We start from the raw sequence: 16,578 nt of genomic DNA on the forward strand, positions 1-16,578 counted from the left end.
CTATCTATTTGATTTATAAATGAATGGCTGGGGTGGATGATGGGGCTCGAACCCACGACAACCGGAATCACAATCGGACAAAATGAGAAAAGCAGCGCATCCAAGAACAAACAAGAGAAATTAAATCAATTGGTTACTTATTGCTGTTTGTTGCTGTGTTTTCCTGTTATTTATCAGTCAGTGTGCCAAGAGTGTGCCATGGAAACGCGCTAGCATTGGCGAAATCGCTACCCGCAAAGGGCAGTGCAGTCCGCGTAGCGGTTCCATTCTGACCATAGGAAGAGACGGTGCCAGGATTGAAGATCGTGAAAAGTTCAACCGCTTGACATGAAACCTATCAGGATATAATGTATCTACATTGATATACAAATTGAGGTGTGAAATGAGACTGCAAGTATCCAAATGGGGCAACAGTTTGGCCGTGCGTTTGCCAGTTGAGTGCACTCGCGCTGCCGGCCTAAAAGAGGGGGATAGTGTTGAGGCAAGCATCACCCCGGCTGGTGAAATCACCTTGGCGCCTGAGCGAGCATTCGACAAGGTCGCTTTTTTGACGCGCATTGCCAAGTTGCACGCTTCCATGCCGATGACTGCGCCAGTTGTGGAAACGATGCGGCAAGAGGCTCGCTACTGATGGTCTACGTCGATACCAGCGTGATCGTCGCGCTGCTGACTGTCGAGCCGAGAACGCAGGACGTGACCACCTGGTATACCGGGCTGCGCGATACGCCAACCTGCTCAGACTGGCTGCTGACAGAGTTTTGCAGCGCCATATCTATCAAGCTGCGTACTGGCCAGATCAACGAGGCCAATGCAAAGCGGGTGCGTAAGGAGTTCGGGTCGCTGGCAGAGGGTGGCCTGCGCATTGTCCCGGTCAGCCGCAGTGCATTCGGTCTGGCTGCGGAAATGGTCAGGCAGCACGATCACGGCCTGCGCGCCGGGGATTCTTTGCATCTTGCCGTAGCTCTGGAATTGGGGGCAAGCCATATGGCAACGCTGGACGCGACGCTGGCAGAGAACGCAAAGCGCCATGGTATGGAATTGATTGAGTTTTGAAACACCTTAGTGGGAACATTTCTCCCACATTCATCCCCTGTTTTTGCCACCAATCGATGGATTGGATCAGGCATGTGCGCCACCAATTTGGCACACTGTTGGCACAGTGATCTGTAAATTCAGGCCAAACAGTGCGAAAAACGTAGGCTGCAAGTGTTAATTGAATCTAGAGGTATGGGAGTATTTTTATGGCGGTGTGCCATGGGTGTGCCACAAATTAAAAAGTACCTAGGGAAACACTGATTTATTCTCGCTGATCAGCGCACAGCCCGGCAAATCTGAGACACTACGGATGGATTTCGAACTGGAAGGAACGGCAGTGCAAACAAGCTTTTCTGAACTGGAATACGCTACAAAGAAGAAGTTAATCCGGCGTGATCGCTTCCTCGCTGAACTCGACGCCATCACACCCTGGGCTGCACTGGAACACGCCGTCGCCCCTTTCTACCCAAGTAGCGGTCGTCCAGGTCGTCCGCCGATTGGACTTACCCGGATGCTGCGGATGTATGTGGCGCAACAATGCTTCGGCTTCTCCGACGAAAGCACGGAAGACGCCATCTACGATAGTCAGACAATCCTCCGTTTCATCGGCATTGATCTTGCTCGAGACGCCGTGCATGACGCCACCACCCTGCTTCATTTCCGCCACCTGCTCGAGCGCCATCAGCTCACCGAATCCATCTTCAACACCATCAACGCCCACTTGGCCGAGAAAGGCTTATTCCTGCGCGAAGGCACGATTGTTGACGCTACGCTAATTGCCGCACCCCCCTCGACCAAAAATAAAGCGGGCGAACGCGACCCTGACATGCACCAGAGCTGATGCGGCAACCAGTGGTACTTCGGTATGAAGGCGCACATCTGTGTGGATGCGCACTCAGGTCTGGTACATACCGTCATTGGCACAGCGGGTCATGTCAGCGACATCAGCCAGGCGCAAGCGCTGCTGCATGGCGACGAAGCCGTGGCGTTTGGGGATGCGGGGTATCAGGGTGTCAAGAAGCGCGAAGAGCATCTGGAAACGCCGGTTACCTGGCATGTTGCCATGCGCCCGGGCAAGCGGCGGGCGCTGGACAAGTCGCCCGAGGCTGAACAGCAGGAATGGCTGGAACAGGCCCGTGCCAGCATTCGTGCCAAAGTCGAGCATCCGTTCCACGTAGTGAAGAATCTGTTTCGTCATCGCAAGACGCGCTATCGGGGACTGGCCAAAAACGCGGCGCAGTTGTTCTCGCTGTTTGGCCTGGCGAATCTGATGCTGGCGCGCCGATGGTTGCTTAACCCTCAGGGGAAAGTTGCGTCCTGAAAATGGGAAATGAGCAGAAAATCGCTCAAAACGCACTGCACTGATCGAAAAGCAAACCAGCTTGCTGGCTGGCTTCGTCAATATCCCGCAGATTTCTCGGGAGCGGTGAATTGTTCAGCGTCTCCCTAGGCATTTATGCTCTAAGTGCTTGATATGGCTGGGGTGGATGATGGGGCTCGAACCCACGACAACCGGAATCACAATCCGGGACTCTACCAACTGAGCTACATCCACCGTTGAAAACTGGCCTGCCCGACAGGAATCGAACCTGTAACCCCCAGCTTAGAAGGCTGGTGCTCTATCCGGTTGAGCTACGGGCAGCTCATGAACCGGCCATGGCACCGGCTAGCCGGGCAAAAAACGTGGTCGGGGCGGAGAGATTTGAACTCCCGACATCCTGGTCCCAAACCAGGCGCGCTACCAGACTACGCTACGCCCCGAGAGGTCGAGACTATACCCGTGCTTGCGTTTATGGTCAATCCACTTCTTGAGTATAAGGTATGAAAAATGCGATGATTGCTGTTTTACAACACGCAACATAAATACCATGCCCGCACAAATTCTTGATGGAAAAAGCTTGTCTGAACGCACGATTACCAACGTGCAAAAGCGTATTGCGGGACGTGTAGCAGCCGGGAAAACGGCACCCACGCTGGCTGTCATTCTGGTGGGTAGCGATCCGGCCTCGACCATTTATGTCCGTAACAAACGCAATGCGTGTGCGAAGGCCGGGGTGCGTTCCATTTCACATGATCTGCCGGCGGATACCTCTCAGGAAGTATTGCTGGCACTGATTGATGAGCTCAACGCGGACGCCACGGTGGACGGCATTCTGGTGCAGTTGCCGCTGCCGTTGCATATCGATCCGGAAACGGTTATCGAACGTACTCATCCCGACAAGGATGTGGACGGTTTCCACCCCTACAATATTGGGCGGCTGGCAGTGCGCATGCCGACCCTGCGCTCATGCACTCCATACGGGGTGATGATGCTGCTGCGTTCGGCACATGCCGACTTGAAGGGTTTGCACGCTGTGGTGGTCGGTTCATCCAATCATGTAGGCCGCCCGATGGGCCTCGAGTTGCTGCTGGCTGGTTGTACCGTTACCACTTGTCATCGTTTTACCAGGGATCTGGCAGATTTCGTGCGCCAGGCCGACATTGTGGTGGTCGCTGTGGGCAAGCCGGGTCTGGTCAAGGGTGAATGGATCAAACCCGGCGCGACCGTAGTGGATGTGGGCATCAACCGGCTGGCCGATGGCAGTCTGTGCGGCGATGTGGAATACGCATCGGCCGCAGAGCGCGCAGCATGGATTACACCGGTGCCGGGGGGCGTAGGCCCCATGACGGTGGCGATGCTGCTGCAAAACACCCTGCAGGCACTTGAAATCCGTCAACCCTAGCGCTTACTCTGCATGCCAGGCGCGTATGGCATCCAGATTGACACAAGACTCGCCATGCAGGCTACCGTGGATCACCTGCGGAGTATGTTCGGGTTCACCCAAGTCTGAGAGTACCGCCGTCGCGCCACTAAAGTCATGATCGCTGGTGTAATCATTGATCGTTACCAGGGTTTTCAATCCGGCATTCAGGCTGGAGCGGATGCCATTCTCCGAATCCTCGAATGCGAAGCAGGCCTGCGCCGGCAGTTTCATTTGCTGCAGCGCCCATACATAAATATCCGGTGCAGGTTTTTTTGCGGGCACGATATCACCTGCGGCAATCACTTCAAACCAGTCGCTGGCATCTTCCGCCAGGCTATGGCGTAATAATTCGGTGACATTTTCCGGAGTCGTGGTGGTGGCGATGGCGAGCCGTAGCCCGGCTGCGCGTGCCTCGTGCAACAGGCGTTTAACGCCGGAACGCATGGGGATGCCGCCGTGACTGAGCAACTCGGTATAGTGGCGTGTTTTGGCGCGATGCAGTTCGATCACCAGATCAGAAAAATCGGGCGCCGGTACATAATCGGTATGGAAATTTGTGACGTAATATTTCATACGTTCCTTGCCGCCTGTAACAGCGAGCAATTTTCCGTATAATGCTACGTCCCAGTTCCAGTCCAGACCATATTCACGGAACGCTGCGTTGAATGCCACGCGGTGACCGTCACGCTCTGTATCGGCGAGAGTGCCGTCTACGTCAAACAGTAATGCTTGTAATTCCATTGACTAGCCTTTATATGAAGTTTGTTGCTCTACGGGGTTATTTCTGCTATTAAAGCAGTTTGTCTTTTTTCAGTATTTGGAAGCGGTAAAATTATGGCGACAGAATTCACCAAATTCACACCTTATGTGCCAAAAAAAGGCGAAGGGTATATGAGTGCCAAACAACTCGGACATTTTCGCAAAATTCTGGAAGGCTGGAAAGGCGAATTGTCCCAGGATATCGATGGCACCATCCACGCCATGCAGGAAGATGCCACGCTGTTTGCCGATCCCAATGATCGGGCCAGCCAGGAGTCCGATATGGCGCTGGAATTACGCAACCGTGATCGTGAGCGCAAGCTGATCAAAAAAATCGATGAGACCATCGCCAAGATCGAAAATAAAGATTATGGTTATTGCGAAGGCTGTGGTGTCGAAATTGGCCTGAAACGCCTGGAAGCCCGTCCGACAGCGACACTGTGCATTGATTGCAAGACGCTGGATGAGTTTCGCGAACGTCAGGTAGCCCGCTAACCCATATCCATTGGCAAGCGCTGTTAATGTCCGAATTTGAATCCAAGCTGAATGGTACGTTGTTCAGCCTGATGTCGTGGGATCAGCTGACGGCATTCTGGGCGAGAATAGACAGCGATGCCGGATGGTATCTGTATGCCGTGGGACAAGCGGTGCCGACGATTCCTGCGACGCAGGAACAGGTTGCACTGTTCGTGCAGAAAATTGATGCGCTGCTGCGTCATGAGCATGACGAAAGCTATTGCGGCATCGTTTACGCAGATGATCTCGAGCAGCCGCATTTTATCAAGATATACGACCCCGGCAATCTGGGAGTGGCGTGCGGTTCCAGCAAAATTAAAGTACAGCCGGGATGGGTGATGAGCCAGTTTGCTCCCGTCGAGGTGGAGGCCAAAGCGGTGCCTGCCAATCGCACACGCTGGTGGCATGGTTTGTTCAGCACTTCGTGATTTTCGTATTGTAAACAGCAAAAAAGCAGCCAAATGGCTGCTTTTTTGCTGTGAGGCGCGCCGGCTTACTCGGCAGGCGCTGTTTCTTCCGGCTTGGCGGGGGGATCCAGCAATGCTTTCATGGAAAGGCGCAGGCGTCCTTTCTCGTCGGCTTCTAGAACCTTGACCTTGACTTGCTGGCCTTCGGTAAGGTATTCGCTCACTGCATTGACACGCTCGTGGGCGATCTGGGAGATATGCAACAGACCATCCTTACCCGGCAAAACGCTGACAATGGCACCGAAATCGAGCAGCTTGATCACGGTACCGTCGTAGGCCTTGCCGACTTCGACTTCAGCAGTAATTTCAGCGATACGCTTTTTGGCGGCTTCACCGGCTTCGCTGCTGGTACAGGCGATTTTTACGGTGCCATCTTCATCAATATCAATCTGGGTGCCGGTTTCTTCGGTCAGCGCGCGAATCACGGCGCCGCCCTTACCGATCACGTCGCGGATTTTTTCCGGATTGATCTTCATGGTGATGATGCGCGGTGCGTAGGCCGACATCTCCACGCGCGGTGCTTCCACGGCGGATTTCATGATACCGAGGATGTGCAGGCGGCCTTCCTTGGCCTGATCCAGTGCCACCTTCATGATTTCCTTGGTGATACCGGTAATCTTGATATCCATCTGCAGGGCAGTGACACCCGCTTCGGTTCCTGCCACTTTGAAGTCCATGTCGCCGAGGTGATCTTCGTCACCGAGGATGTCGGTAAGCACGGCGAAGCGGTTGCCGTCCTTGATCAGCCCCATGGCGATACCTGCCACATGCGCTTTCATTGGTACGCCTGCGTCCATCAATGCCAGGCAACCGCCGCACACCGAGGCCATCGAGGAGGAACCATTGGATTCAGTGATTTCCGACACGACGCGCATGGAGTAGCCGAATTCTTCACGGCTTGGCAGTACCGCCAGCAGCGCACGCTTGGCAAGACGACCGTGGCCTATTTCGCGGCGCTTGGGCGTGCCGACACGGCCGGTTTCACCGGTAGCGTAGGGAGGCATGTTGTAATGCAGCATGAAGTGATCGCTAAAGCTGCCTTGCAATGCGTCAATTTTCTGTTCATCGCGACTGGTGCCCAGTGTTGAGATCACCAGAGCCTGGGTTTCACCGCGGGTAAACAAGGCAGAACCATGGGTGCGCGGCAGCACGCCGGTACGGATGGTAATCGGGCGTACCGTACGCGTATCGCGGCCATCGATACGCGGTTCGCCGGACAGGATCTGACCACGCACGATTTTGGCTTCCAGGTTATGAAAGACGTCGTTGAATTCATTAACTTGCAACGTGCCCATATCCGCTGTGACCAATGCCTCCATCACCCGGGTGCGTACTGCATCGATTTCTTGCGAACGGGCGCGTTTCTGGCGCATGCGGTAGGCTTGCTGCAGACCTGCTTCCGCCAGTTCCGTCACCTTGGCAACCAATTCGGTGTTGACAGCGGGTGGCGTCCATTCCCATGGTTCAGGATTGACTTCATCGGCCAGCTCGTTGATGGCATTGATGGCTACCTGCATCTCTGTATGACCGTATACGACGGCGCCGAGCATGATTTCTTCGGACAGTTGCTGGGCTTCGGACTCCACCATCAGAACGGCCGTTTGTGTGCCGGCAACGACGAGATCCAGCGCCGATTGGGGCAGCTCGCTGGCAAGCGGGTTGAGCACATATTCATTGTTGATGAAACCGACCCGCGCGGCGCCAATCGGGCCTTCGAACGGGATACCCGAGATAGCTAGCGCAGCCGATGCGCCGATCAGTGCAGGAATGTCGGAGTCCACTTCGGGGTTACTCGACATCACTGTGGCGATGATTTGCACTTCGTTGTAAAAAGCTTCGGGAAACAGCGGGCGCAACGGACGATCAATCAGGCGCGAGACCAGTGTTTCTTTCTCGGACGGACGGCTTTCGCGTTTCAGGAAGCCACCGGGGATCTTGCCGGCGGCGTAAGTTTTTTCCTGATAATCCACAGTCAGCGGGAAGAAATCCTGGCCTGCCTTGACTTCCTGTTTGCCGACCACGGTGACCAGCACCACGGTATCGTCCATGTTGACCAGGACTGCGCCACCGGCTTGGCGGGCGATTTCACCGGTTTCGAGCGTGACAGTATGGCGACCATACTGAAAGGATTTAGTAATCTTCATCGGATTCCTTTGGTTATCAAACGAAACCGCCCCGCAGAAACGGCGGGGCGGTGTATGGTGGTGAAAATAGCGTGCCCGGTATTATGTTTATTTGCGCAGGCCCAGCGCCGCAATGATATTGCGATAGCTATCGTTGTTGGTGCGCTTCAGGTAATCGAGCAATTTACGGCGGCGGCTCACCATTTTCAACAGGCCGCGACGTGAATGATGGTCTTTGTTATTGGCTTTGAAGTGATCAGTCAAGCCGTTGATACGCGCGGTGAGCAGGGCAACTTGCACTTCGGAAGAGCCAGTGTCACCCGGGGCATGCTGGTGTTCGGCAACGATTTTTGCTTTGTCTACTGCAGTAACAGCCATGGTGTTCTCCTATTTGGATAAAACAATCGCGAAGCGCTTCGGCTGGGATGCACTTCGTTCAAGAAAACGCGGATTTTAGCAAAAAAATGCTTTTTACTCAAGTCATTGCGCTGAATTCTGTACGCATGGCAAGTTGCTGGCCATTAATCTGCGCGCTATGGCGAGACCGCCGGGCTGGAGTTCCACCAGCCCGAGAAAGCGGTGCTGGCTGTCGTATGCACGCACCAATCCGGTCAGCTGCGCGTAGGCAGAAAGTATTTGGCGCTGGCCTTTGAGCAAGGCTGTTGATTCCGTGTCGTTGAGCTCGATGTGTGGCAGATAGGTAACCAGCCCATCGACAGGTAGTAGCAGTTGGTCGCGCGCGGTGATATCGCTATTTTCCAGCGTCGCCAGACTGACTGCCTGATCCAGCTGGAACCCTCCGCTTGCTGTACGCGTCAGTTCGGTCAGATGCGCGCCGCAGCCCAGTGCTTTGCCGATGTCTTCGGCCAGCGTGCGGATATAGGTACCGGCACTGCAACGTACATTGATGGTTGCCTGCGAGCCATCCAATGCACAAAATTCAATGGCATGGATATGAATGCTACGCGATTTACGCTCGATTTCGATGCCGGCACGCGCATATTCATACAGCGGTTTACCCTGGTGCTTGAGGGCGGAATACATGGGAGGGGTTTGCTCAATAGTGCCGATGAACCGGGCAATTACGGCATTCAGATCGGTGCGTGTTACGTTGACCGGTCTTGTGTCCAGAACTTCGCCTTCAGGATCGCCGGTCGTCGTCGTCACACCCAGCTGTATCACGGCACGATAGACTTTGTCGGCATCCAGTAAATATTGGGCGAATTTGGTTGCCTCGCCCAGGCACAAAGGTAACAAGCCGTTTGCAAATGGATCGAGGGTTCCGGTATGTCCGGCTTTTTCGGCCTGAAACAGGCGCTTGGCGATTTGCAGCGCGGCATTGGAGGTGATGCCGGCCGGTTTGTTGAGGAGTAATACGCCATTCACGGCGCGTTTGATGCGTTTGAACTGCACTGCAGAAGCCGGTAACGATTATGAATCGGCGTCGGTATCAGCAGGAGGCTGTGGCCGTTGGCTGCGGTCTTCGGCGACCGCATTATCGATCAGATTGGACAAGGCCGCACCGCGTTCCACAGAAGCGTCATAAACAAAGGTCAGCTGGGGTGTCAGGCGCAGTCGCATTCTTGGCCCCAGCCGCGTGCGCAAAAAACCGGCGGCGCGAGTGAGTGCCTGCTGCACTTCCGGGGCGCGCGCAGCGCCATCGAGGAGGGTAAAAAATACCTTGGCGTGTTCCAGATCGTGTGTGGCGACCACTTCGGTGATCGTGATCATGCCGACGCGCGGGTCTTGCAGTTCCAGCCGGATGATCTCGGCCAGCTCGCGCTGGATCTGGTCGGCAACGCGCCGCGAACGGGGAAAATCCTTGGGCATCAGAGGGTGCGGGCCACTTCAACGACTTCAAAGGCTTCCAGCTTGTCGCCGACTTCGAGCTCGTTGAAATTTTTCACCGAAAGCCCGCATTCGAAGCCGAATTTAACTTCCTTGACGTCGTCCTTGAAGCGCTTGAGCGAGTCGAGTTCACCGGTATGAATAACTTCATCGTTACGCATGATGCGCACTTTGGCGCCGCGCTTGACCAAACCATCCAGCACATAACAACCTGCGACCGTGCCGATCTTGGAGATGTGATACACCTCGCGCACTTCCACCATGCCGGTAATGCTTTCTTTCTGGTCTGGCGTCAACATGCCGGACAGTGCGGCTTTCACCACGTCGACAGCTTCGTAGATGATGTTGTAGTAACGGATATCCACACCGATGGATTCAGCCAGCTTGCGCGCATTCGCGTCAGCACGGGTGTTGAAGCCGATAATCACGGCCTTGGAGGCCATGGCCAGATTGACGTCAGATTCCGAGATGGTGCCTACGCCGCCATGCAGAATATCCACCTTGACTTCGCTGGTGGAGAGCTTCTGCAGTGAAGTGGCGAGCGCTTCGTAAGAGCCCTGCACGTCGGATTTGATGATGAGCGGCAGGCGCTTGGCCTCGCCTTCTCCCATTTGCTCCATGATGGATTCGAGTTTGGCGGCCTGACGTTTGGCGAGTTGCACGTCGCGAAATTTACCTTGGCGGAACATGGCGATTTCGCGCGCTTTGCGTTCGTCGTTAAGCACCATGGCGTCTTCGCCCGCTTTGGGCACATCGGACAATCCCTGGATTTCCACCGGGATGGCAGGTCCGGCTTCCTGCACCGGTTTGCCATCCTCGTCCAGCATGGCGCGAATACGGCCATAGACGCTACCCGCCAGCAGCATGTCGCCGCGTTTGAGCGTGCCGGACTGAATCAGCAGGGTTGCAACCGGGCCGCGTCCCTTGTCCAGGCGGGCTTCGATAATGACACCCTTGGCGGGGGCGTCCTGCGGCGCTTTGAGCTCCAGTACTTCGGCTTGCAGCAGAATGGCTTCCAGTAGCGCGTCTATATTCTTCCCGGCTTTGGCCGAGACTTCGACAAATTGGGTATCACCGCCCCAGTCATCCGGCACCACGCCTTGCGCAACCAGTTCCTGACGGATGCGCTCAGGGTTGGCGCCTTCCTTGTCTATTTTATTGACTGCTACCACCATGGGCACATTGGCAGCCTTGGCATGATGGATGGCCTCTATGGTTTGCGGCATCACGCCGTCATCGGCAGCGACTACCAAAACCACCAGGTCAGTCACTTTGGCGCCGCGCGCACGCATGGCGGTAAAGGCTTCGTGACCCGGTGTATCCAGGAAAGTCACCATGCCGCGGTCGGTTTCCACATGATAGGCGCCGATGTGCTGGGTAATGCCGCCCGCTTCTCCGCTGGCCACACGTGCCCGACGGATCGCATCGAGCAGTGAGGTTTTACCGTGGTCGACGTGGCCCATGACGGTGACAACGGGTGCGCGCGGCAAGCTCGGGACATCTCGCAATTCGTCTGCAGCGAGGAAAGCTTCCGGGGTATCCAGTGGCGCAGGTTTGGCGACGTGCCCCATTTCCTCCACCAGAATCATGGCGGTTTCCTGATCCAGCACCTGGTTGATGGTGACCATGCTGCCCATTTTCATCAGCACCTTGATGACCTCGGCGGCCTTGACCGCCATTTTGTGGGCGAGATCGGCGACGCTGATGGTTTCCGGTACCAGGACTTCATAAACGATCGGCTCGGTCGGTGCACTGAAAGTCGTATTGACGTCTGCGTCCGGCTTGTGACGGCCGCCACCTTTGCGGTTGCGCCAGGCGTCACCACCGGTGTCACCGCGTGATTTGATACCACGTTTCTTGGCCTGCAGGTCGCTCCAGTTGGAGTCTTTTTCTTTTTTGGCGGGCGCTTTGGCGGCCTTGGGTTTTTCCCCGGGCTTGGGGGTGGGTTTGTGCAGGGTGCCTTCTGTCGCCACCGGTTTTGGTGCGGCGGCTAGCTGCGCTGCTTCAACTGCAGCCTGGGTTTCTGCTTCCAGAGCCAGTTTGCGTTGTTGAATGCGTTCCTGTTTTTCGCGCAATTCATCCGCCTGACGCGTATGCAAAGCGGAATGGCGGCGCGCTTCTTCAGCTCGTAAAGCGATTTCCTTCTCGTCCAGAACCGGTTTCTTGACGCGAATACGCTTGGCGGGGGCTGCAACGGGTTCGGGCTCCGATTCCTTGGGCGATGCCTTCTCAGCGATTGCCTCGGCAGGTTCAGGCTGAACAGGTTCGGATTTAGCAATCGGTTCGGCTTCGACGGCAGGAGGTGTCTCAATGATTTCCGTATCGGTGGTTTCCGCAACCGGTACGATCACCTCGGCTGTAACCGCTTCGATAACAGTTTCCGGTTCGACGGGTGCCGGGATTGTTTCGACTGGTGTTTCCTGCGAAGGAGGCGTCGCTACCTCTTCAGTCGGGACGACTGCATCGCGCTTGACCAGCACACGTTTTTTACGCACTTCCACTTGAATGGTTCGAGATTTACCCGTGCTGTCAGCTTTCTTGATCTCGGTCGTTTCCTTCCGGGTCAAGGTAATCTTGCTTTTTGGTTCTCTGACGCCATGTTTCTTGCTGAGATAATCAAGCAGGCCGGCTTTGTCCTGTTCGGTTACCGTGTCATCGGCAGCGGATTTTTCCACGCCGGCAGCGCGCAGCTGCTCCAGCAGTAAGTCAGTGGGTAGCTTCAGTTCCTGGGCGAATTGCTCTACATTCATATATGGGCCGTCAGGGCTTTCTGTGCAATAGGGTTATGCGAACCACGGGGCGCGTGCCGCCATGATGAGTTTGGAAGCGCGTTCGGTGTCCATGTCGACCATATCCACCAATTCATCCACGCCGAGTTCTGCCAGATCTTCCGAGGTGATAATGCCTTTGGCAGCCAGCGCGTGCAGAATTTCGTTGTCCATGCCTTCGAGCGACATCATGTCCTCGGCAACATGCTCGACCTTTTCTTCGCTGGCAATGGCTTCGGTAAGCAGCGCGTTGCGAGCACGGGCGCGCAATTCGTTGACCAGATCTTCGTCGAAACCTTCGATCTCCAGCATTTCGTTGATAGGTACGTAGGCGACTTCTTCAACTGAACTGAAGCCTTCCTGTACCAGCACGTCGGCAATTTCCTCGTCTACGTCGAGCTTATCGATAAACAAGGTGCGGATGGAAGTCGCTTCACTCTCATTTTTTTGCTGGGCTTCTTCAACGGTCATGATGTTGAGTTCCCAGCCGGTGAGTTCGGAAGCCAGGCGGACATTCTGGCCGCTACGGCCAATGGCCTGCGCCAGCTGTTCCTCCTCGAGCACCACGTCCATGCTGTGCTTGTCTTCATCCACCACGATGCTGCTGACTTCCGCAGGTGCCAGCGCATTGATGACAAACTGGGCTGCTTCGGGCGACCACAAAATGATGTCGACGCGCTCACCTGCGAGTTCGCCAGTCACGGCCTGGACACGTGATCCGCGCATACCGACGCAGGTGCCAATCGGGTCGATGCGCGGGTCATTGGACTTAACCGCTATCTTGGCGCGGGCACCGGGGTCACGTGCAGCCCCCTTGACTTCAAGCAGGCCTTCCTCGATTTCCGGAACTTCCAGTTCGAACAGTTTGGCAATGAATTCGGGGGCCGTGCGTGACAGAATCAATTGCGGGCCGCGGCCGCCGCGTTCCACGCGCAACAAAAAGGCGCGCACGCGATCACCCACGCGCAGGTTTTCCTTGGGGATCATCTGGTCGCGCGGTAACAAGCCCTCAATCCTGCCTGACTCGATAATTGCGCTGCCGCGTTCCATGCGCTTGATGGTGCCAGTGACCAGATATTCCTTGCGCAGCAGAAAATCGTTGAGTATCTGCTCACGCTCGGCATCGCGAATTTTCTGCAAGATGACCTGTTTGGCCGCCTGTGCCCCGATACGGCCGAATTCGATAGGCTCCAGCATCTCTTCGATAAAGTTTTCGAGCTGGATGTCAGATTGCTGTTGTTGCGCTTCGGACAGGCTAATCTGGCGATCGGGAAACTCGATCATGTCGTCAGCCACCACCTCCCACACCCGGAACGAATCGTAGTTGCCGGTTTCACGGTCAATCGACACGCGCGTTTCCACATCTTCCTGGAAGCGTTTTTTTGTGGCTGATGCCAGCGCCATTTCCAGGGCGCTGAACACAATTTCCTTGCTGACATTTTTTTCTCTGGCCAGCGCATCCACCAGTAACAAAATCTCGCGGCTCATAAAAAAACCTCCGGCCAACCTATTTTATAATTACAGATCGGGGATCAGGCGCGCTGTATCCATGTTGGAAAAATCCAGCATGACAGCTTGCCCGTCCACGTCCAATTCAATTTGCGTCATACTGGCACCGCGAATTACCCCGGCAAACCTGCGTTGCCCGGCAATGGCCATGCGCAGTTTGATCTGCACTTTTTCACCCGCAAAACGACGAAAATCCTCCAGTTTCTTCAAAGGGCGATCCAAGCCGGGCGACGATACTTCAAGATGCTCGTAAGCAATGTTTTCAACCACCAGCCAGTTGGACAGGTGATTGCTCACTGCAGTGCAGTCATCCAGCGTAATGCCGCCCTGCTTATCGATAAATACGCGCAATAGCCCGCTTTTTGCAGACATGGACATATCCACCAATTCGTAGCCAAGGCCGTTAAGCGTCGTTTCCAGCAGCGTTTCTAAGGTCATTCACGTTCCACAAACAAAAAATGGGCCAGAGCCCATAACAAGCCGCGCATTATATCAGCAAAGGGGGTTGTTTGAAAGTGTTTGGCAAGCAGCAAGGCGTGAAGCCGGATGGTGCCCGGAGCCGGAATCGAACCGGCACGCCGTTTAGGGCGAGGGATTTTAAGTCCGCGTCTTATTGCGTAAAGTTTAATAAGTTATTGAATAATAAAGAAACATCGTGCACAAATTTCCCGCATTATTTGTTCATGCGCTACCCTGTGCACAATTTTGTGCACATTTCACCCCTTCTTCTCCAAAGGTTTCGCGTTGACCACATGCCCCGTAATTTGTCAATATTTTTGTATATATCTGCTTTTCTTTTTTGTCTCAGCCTCAAGGGCTCCAAACATTAATAATGAAATTATAGTGGCCTTCTTGGGTGACGATGGTCCCCATGGGAATGCCGACTACTACTACGAGGGGCTCAATCGATTAGGCTCGGATTGCGTTACACTGTAACGCAATCACACGTTAATGGTCATGCGAGCTTACCTCACCCCGAATGATGAAAGATAATGTTGTTGTGGTGCGGGGTTGCCGGAAGGATTCAAGGTTACCTGGGAATTTGCTCGGAAGCCCACTTCCCATCTCGCTATTTGATCATTTCAGGCCGATGCCGGTGCCTATTGCCACGCGGGGGTTGCATTGACCGACCATGTAAGCGCATCGACTATTTGATAGCAGGCGAAGCGGTGTCAGCGCCAAAAAGCAGAGGGGCGCGCTTGCCTCGAATCGGGGCTGAATCAGTCTATTCACGCCAAAATCAGGGATCGGCTGCCGCAACGGCACACATGAAACGGGCTGCAAACGCTCGTCTTCCAGTAAATCGCTAAACCGGGGTGGTTTCCAAAAAGATATTTTCTATGAGGCTCGATCGCGCTCGGAACCGGGCGTCAAGCGGACTTACCTGAGGTGCTGGCCTGGTATAGGTCGTCGTGCCGGCCATCGCTTTGTTGTGCGGCACCATGATGGTCATGGCCATGGCAATCATGGATCATGAACCAGGTAGTGGCGTTGCGCAGGCGGGTGAGTCAGGCGGGGCGGGGGTGCTCCTGGTCGAGTTCGTTGATGACGGAATGGACTTCAGATGTATGGCCCGATCATGGACCTTGATGACCTGGATTCGATCGGATCTTGGTATGGCCGCCAACCTGCCAATTAACACGGCCCCGTGCAGGTAGCGCTTCGTACCGTCCGTACGGCCAATTGTTTATTGATCCGGCCAGTTGAAGTTTGAAGTTTTCATGCTGCATATTTCACGCGCGCATCCTGGAAATATTTTTTGACGCGTTCAGGTGAATTCTCCAGTGTCTGCATGTGCTCGGTTGTCGCGGCTTTCAGCCTGGCTTTAGTACGCACCGGAACCTTTGAATAAATAGCCTGTTTCAAGTCAGCGTTAAGCCGCTCTTCCGGGTTCAATTCCGGGCTGTAGCTGGGCAGGTAAAACAACTCGATCTGGTCTTTATGCGTCTCCACCCATTGCTTGACTGGCTTGCTGTGATGCACCCGCAGGTTATCCAGAATCAGGAACACTTTCTTCCCCGCGTCCTGGACCAGCGCTGCCAGAAACTCGATCAGCCTGTCCGAGTTGAATGCCTCATCAATGATCATCCAGCGCGTCTTGCCCTGGTTGGTGACGGTGGCGATCATCGACAGCTTCTGGCGCGTGCCGCCCACCGCAAACGTCACCGGTGTTTTACCCGCCGGTGCGTAACACCGGCCCCGCACATCGGTGTTCACGACCGCTGTCTCGTCGCCCCAGTGAAACTCGGCACCTTCGGACTTGGCGCGTTTCTCAATCTCTGGGTATTGCTGGTCTAGCCACTCCTGCACGGCCACTGGCCGTTGCTCATAGGCTTTCTTGATCGGCTTTCGCGGGGTAAATCCCCAGCGTCTGAGGTAGTTGCCAACGCCCCGTACTGATAGCTTGATACCGCATTCGCGCTCAATCAGCTGCATGACGGCTGCCCGGTTCCACAGCGCAAATTCCATCTTCAACTGTTCGGGCCGCTTGTCGCAGATGATTTGCCGAACCCGGCGCTCTTGTTCATCAGTCAGGTGGCGACCTTTGCCAGCTTGTCTGCCGCGTGGTGTGGGCTTGAGCGTTTCCGATCCGCCCTGTGCGTAGCGGTCAATCGCGCTACGCACGGTCGGGTAGGAGAGCCCACTCAACTCGACAATACGCATCACACCCATTCCTTTGCGATGTAATCGCACGACCTGTTTACGCCGTTCGTGCAGTTGCTCCAATGTTTGAAATCTTGCGTCTTCTTTATCCATGCAGGTGGGACTGAAATACTTTGCCTAAGTTCAATCTTCATCGTGCCGAGTC

General features: G+C 55.0%; 14 protein-coding genes, 3 tRNA genes and 1 pseudogene. 6 read left to right on the forward strand and 12 right to left on the reverse strand.

The features are described from left to right. The first annotated feature begins 382 nt into the window (after nucleotides 1-382). From ACYCZJ_RS01955 to ACYCZJ_RS01965, 3 genes and pseudogenes are all read left to right on the forward strand, one after another. Entirely contained in the window at nucleotides 383-631 is a 249-nt protein-coding gene (locus tag ACYCZJ_RS01955) for an AbrB/MazE/SpoVT family DNA-binding domain-containing protein (RefSeq protein WP_461552547.1), read from the forward strand. Next, nucleotides 631-1,053 carry a type II toxin-antitoxin system VapC family toxin gene (locus ACYCZJ_RS01960; protein WP_461552548.1) on the forward strand — a complete coding sequence of 141 codons (423 nt, stop codon included), beginning with the start codon at nucleotides 631-633 and terminating at the stop codon, nucleotides 1,051-1,053. The genes ACYCZJ_RS01955 and ACYCZJ_RS01960 overlap by 1 nt, the downstream gene beginning before the upstream one ends. Nucleotides 1,054-1,345: 292 nt before the next feature. After that, nucleotides 1,346-2,356 (forward strand): annotated as a pseudogene (locus ACYCZJ_RS01965) (IS5 family transposase). Between the two features lie 158 nt (nucleotides 2,357-2,514). Here ACYCZJ_RS01965 and ACYCZJ_RS01970 read toward each other — a convergent pair. The 3 genes from ACYCZJ_RS01970 to ACYCZJ_RS01980 all read right to left on the reverse strand — a co-directional run bounded on the left by ACYCZJ_RS01970 (nucleotide 2,515) and on the right by ACYCZJ_RS01980 (nucleotide 2,796). Further along, nucleotides 2,515-2,590: transfer RNA gene (locus ACYCZJ_RS01970), tRNA-His, on the reverse strand. Between the two features lie 10 nt (nucleotides 2,591-2,600). Beyond that, a tRNA-Arg gene (locus ACYCZJ_RS01975) sits at nucleotides 2,601-2,677 on the reverse strand. Nucleotides 2,678-2,719: 42 nt separating this feature from the next. Next, nucleotides 2,720-2,796: transfer RNA gene (locus ACYCZJ_RS01980), tRNA-Pro, on the reverse strand. Nucleotides 2,797-2,903: 107 nt separating this feature from the next. Here ACYCZJ_RS01980 and folD point away from each other — a divergent pair. Then, on the forward strand, nucleotides 2,904-3,758 hold the full coding sequence (gene folD, locus ACYCZJ_RS01985; RefSeq protein ID WP_461552549.1) for a bifunctional methylenetetrahydrofolate dehydrogenase/methenyltetrahydrofolate cyclohydrolase FolD: 855 nt from the start codon (nucleotides 2,904-2,906) through the stop codon (nucleotides 3,756-3,758). 3 nt (nucleotides 3,759-3,761) lie between these two features. Here folD and ACYCZJ_RS01990 read toward each other — a convergent pair whose 3' ends face one another. After that, nucleotides 3,762-4,520, reverse strand: a complete 759-nt coding sequence (locus tag ACYCZJ_RS01990; RefSeq protein WP_461552550.1) for an HAD family hydrolase — start codon at nucleotides 4,518-4,520, stop codon at nucleotides 3,762-3,764. Between the two features lie 93 nt (nucleotides 4,521-4,613). Between ACYCZJ_RS01990 and dksA the strand changes: the two genes are divergently transcribed. Together dksA and ACYCZJ_RS02000 are read left to right on the forward strand one after the other, a co-directional pair. Then, nucleotides 4,614-5,033, forward strand: coding sequence for an RNA polymerase-binding protein DksA (dksA, locus tag ACYCZJ_RS01995; RefSeq protein ID WP_461552551.1), 420 nt, complete (start codon nucleotides 4,614-4,616; stop codon nucleotides 5,031-5,033). 26 nt (nucleotides 5,034-5,059) lie between these two features. Next, complete coding sequence (locus ACYCZJ_RS02000) at nucleotides 5,060-5,482, forward strand: hypothetical protein (RefSeq protein WP_461552552.1); 423 nt, start codon at nucleotides 5,060-5,062, stop codon at nucleotides 5,480-5,482. A 65-nt stretch (nucleotides 5,483-5,547) separates the two neighbouring features. Here ACYCZJ_RS02000 and pnp read toward each other — a convergent pair whose 3' ends face one another. The 8 genes from pnp to ACYCZJ_RS02040 all read right to left on the reverse strand — a co-directional run bounded on the left by pnp (nucleotide 5,548) and on the right by ACYCZJ_RS02040 (nucleotide 16,526). Beyond that, nucleotides 5,548-7,665, reverse strand: coding sequence for a polyribonucleotide nucleotidyltransferase (gene pnp / locus ACYCZJ_RS02005; RefSeq protein WP_461552553.1), 2,118 nt, complete (start codon nucleotides 7,663-7,665; stop codon nucleotides 5,548-5,550). Between the two features lie 87 nt (nucleotides 7,666-7,752). Continuing rightward, a complete protein-coding gene (gene rpsO, locus ACYCZJ_RS02010; protein WP_461270222.1) occupies nucleotides 7,753-8,022 on the reverse strand; it encodes a 30S ribosomal protein S15 in 270 nt (89 codons plus the stop codon). Between the two features lie 102 nt (nucleotides 8,023-8,124). Next, nucleotides 8,125-9,057, reverse strand: coding sequence for a tRNA pseudouridine(55) synthase TruB (truB, locus tag ACYCZJ_RS02015; protein ID WP_461552554.1), 933 nt, complete (start codon nucleotides 9,055-9,057; stop codon nucleotides 8,125-8,127). Nucleotides 9,058-9,075: 18 nt separating this feature from the next. Further along, the gene (gene rbfA, locus ACYCZJ_RS02020; RefSeq protein ID WP_124705420.1) at nucleotides 9,076-9,474 is read right to left on the reverse strand and encodes a 30S ribosome-binding factor RbfA; all 399 of its coding nucleotides are present in this window, start codon (nucleotides 9,472-9,474) and stop codon (nucleotides 9,076-9,078) included. Beyond that, nucleotides 9,474-12,242, reverse strand: a complete 2,769-nt coding sequence (gene infB, locus ACYCZJ_RS02025; RefSeq protein ID WP_461552555.1) for a translation initiation factor IF-2 — start codon at nucleotides 12,240-12,242, stop codon at nucleotides 9,474-9,476. The genes rbfA and infB overlap by 1 nt, the downstream gene beginning before the upstream one ends. A gap of 33 nt (nucleotides 12,243-12,275) precedes the next feature. Continuing rightward, nucleotides 12,276-13,748: a transcription termination factor NusA gene (gene nusA, locus ACYCZJ_RS02030; protein WP_461552556.1), complete on the reverse strand. Its 1,473-nt coding sequence runs from the start codon at nucleotides 13,746-13,748 to the stop codon at nucleotides 12,276-12,278. A 30-nt stretch (nucleotides 13,749-13,778) separates the two neighbouring features. Next, nucleotides 13,779-14,207, reverse strand: a complete 429-nt coding sequence (rimP, locus tag ACYCZJ_RS02035; RefSeq protein WP_461552557.1) for a ribosome maturation factor RimP — start codon at nucleotides 14,205-14,207, stop codon at nucleotides 13,779-13,781. 1,281 nt (nucleotides 14,208-15,488) lie between these two features. After that, the gene (locus ACYCZJ_RS02040; protein WP_461552558.1) at nucleotides 15,489-16,526 is read right to left on the reverse strand and encodes an IS630 family transposase; all 1,038 of its coding nucleotides are present in this window, start codon (nucleotides 16,524-16,526) and stop codon (nucleotides 15,489-15,491) included. Nucleotides 16,527-16,578: the final 52 nt, after the last annotated feature.

The sequence above is a fragment of the Sulfuriferula sp. genome, assembly GCF_054605375.1.

Bases quoted from the DNA above. Each gene is read 5' to 3' on its own strand.
- ACYCZJ_RS02000 (WP_461552552.1), top strand. From the start codon at position 5,060: ATGTCCGAATTTGAATCCAAGCTGAATGGTACGTTGTTCAGCCTGATG.
- rbfA (WP_124705420.1), bottom strand. From the start codon at position 9,474: ATGCCCAAGGATTTTCCCCGTTCGCGGCGCGTTGCCGACCAGATCCAG.
- ACYCZJ_RS01955 (WP_461552547.1), top strand. From the start codon at position 383: ATGAGACTGCAAGTATCCAAATGGGGCAACAGTTTGGCCGTGCGTTTG.
- dksA (WP_461552551.1), top strand. From the start codon at position 4,614: ATGGCGACAGAATTCACCAAATTCACACCTTATGTGCCAAAAAAAGGC.
- pnp (WP_461552553.1), bottom strand. From the start codon at position 7,665: ATGAAGATTACTAAATCCTTTCAGTATGGTCGCCATACTGTCACGCTC.
- folD (WP_461552549.1), top strand. From the start codon at position 2,904: ATGCCCGCACAAATTCTTGATGGAAAAAGCTTGTCTGAACGCACGATT.
- ACYCZJ_RS01990 (WP_461552550.1), bottom strand. From the start codon at position 4,520: ATGGAATTACAAGCATTACTGTTTGACGTAGACGGCACTCTCGCCGAT.
- nusA (WP_461552556.1), bottom strand. From the start codon at position 13,748: ATGAGCCGCGAGATTTTGTTACTGGTGGATGCGCTGGCCAGAGAAAAA.
- rpsO (WP_461270222.1), bottom strand. From the start codon at position 8,022: ATGGCTGTTACTGCAGTAGACAAAGCAAAAATCGTTGCCGAACACCAG.
- infB (WP_461552555.1), bottom strand. From the start codon at position 12,242: ATGAATGTAGAGCAATTCGCCCAGGAACTGAAGCTACCCACTGACTTA.
- ACYCZJ_RS01960 (WP_461552548.1), top strand. From the start codon at position 631: ATGGTCTACGTCGATACCAGCGTGATCGTCGCGCTGCTGACTGTCGAG.
- ACYCZJ_RS02040 (WP_461552558.1), bottom strand. From the start codon at position 16,526: ATGGATAAAGAAGACGCAAGATTTCAAACATTGGAGCAACTGCACGAA.
- rimP (WP_461552557.1), bottom strand. From the start codon at position 14,207: ATGACCTTAGAAACGCTGCTGGAAACGACGCTTAACGGCCTTGGCTAC.